This is a genomic window from Streptomyces aurantiacus (assembly GCF_001418335.1).
GTDB lineage: Bacteria > Actinomycetota > Actinomycetes > Streptomycetales > Streptomycetaceae > Streptomyces > Streptomyces aurantiacus.
In genome coordinates, this window is record NZ_LIPP01000519.1 from 1 (window position 1) to 1,178 (window position 1,178).

General features: G+C 73.9%; 1 protein-coding gene. It reads right to left on the reverse strand.

What is annotated here, in order from left to right:
• Positions 1 to 53 precede the first annotated feature (53 nt).
• Positions 54 to 1,028, reverse strand: a complete 975-nt coding sequence (locus AOK01_RS39825; RefSeq protein WP_055520501.1) for a DNA polymerase Y family protein — start codon at positions 1,026 to 1,028, stop codon at positions 54 to 56.
• Positions 1,029 to 1,178 lie beyond the last annotated feature (150 nt).

The following is a 1,178-nucleotide window of genomic DNA, read 5'->3' on the forward strand; positions in this document are numbered from 1 at the left end:
ACCGGCCCGCAGCCATCACACGACCCGAGTCCCCCCGGCCCCCTCGCGGAGCGCTACGCCGCAAGCACGCCCGGCATCACCGCCCCCGGCCCGAACTTCGCCCGGACCCGGTCCGTCACCTCCTCGATGCGGCGCGCCTTCTCGTCCACCGGATCGAAGGTGAGCTGGTAGGAAGCCTGTTCGGCGGGGTCGAGGCCCTCGGCCCGCAGAACGATGCCGCGGACCCGGGCCCGCTGCAGACCGAGCGCCTCGTACATGCGGTACGTGGCATCGGTGAGCGCCGAGGTGTGGGCGGTCGGCTCGGGGAGCGTACGGCTGCGGGTCGTCGCGGAGCAGTCGGCGTAACGGACGGTCATGGTGAGCGTGCGGCACACCTTCTCCAGGGAGCGCAGCCGTGCGCCCAGCTCCCCGGCGGCGGAGAGCAGCGCGCGCCGATGCCGCGCGGGGTCCAACTCGTCGCGCTGGAAGGGCCGTTCGGTGGCGAGTGACCGGGAGACGGCGTTCGGTACGACCCGGCCGCGGTCGATGCCCAGCGCCTTCTCGTGCAGTTCGCGGCCCAGGCGGGCGCCGGTGAGCCGTTGCAGCGTGGACAGCGGCGCGGCGGCCACCTTGCCGATGCTGTCCAGGCCGTACTCGCACAGGGTGCGGGCGGTGGCGGTGCCGACGCCGGGTAGCGCCCGCACGGACCGCTCCGCCAGGAACTCCGTGCGGGCGCCGGGCTCTTCGGGAACCACCCGGGTCTCCCCGGTGGCGGCCTCCCGCAGGGCCATCCGCGCGAACATCGGGCCCGGCCCGGCCCCGATCGCGCAGTCGACGCCGTGCCAGGCGAGCGCCCGTACCCGTATCAGCGAGGCCAGTTCCACGACGTCCCGGCGGAAGTACCGCTCGGCGCCCCGCAGATCCACCAACGCCCCGTCGGGCGGCAGCGCCTCGACGACGGGGGTGAACTCCTCCAACGTACCGAGGAGCCCGGGCAGGGCGGCCTCGTACATCGGCGGCAGCTGGAAACGTACGCAAAGGATGGTCATCCCGCACTCCCCGGGCTCTGGTGCCACAACTTCTTTCCGCTCGCGGGCCCTTCGCCCGCCGGACGCAGGTCCGCCCACGGATGCATCTCGTATCCCGTGGGCAGCCGGATCCGACGACCGCCCGTCGCGTCCCCCGCCCCCCGGGAACCG

What these genes read in the sequence shown, in the direction of transcription:
- AOK01_RS39825 (WP_055520501.1), bottom strand. Translation starts at nt 1,028, where the DNA reads ATGACCATCCTTTGCGTACGTTTCCAGCTGCCGCCGATGTACGAGGCC.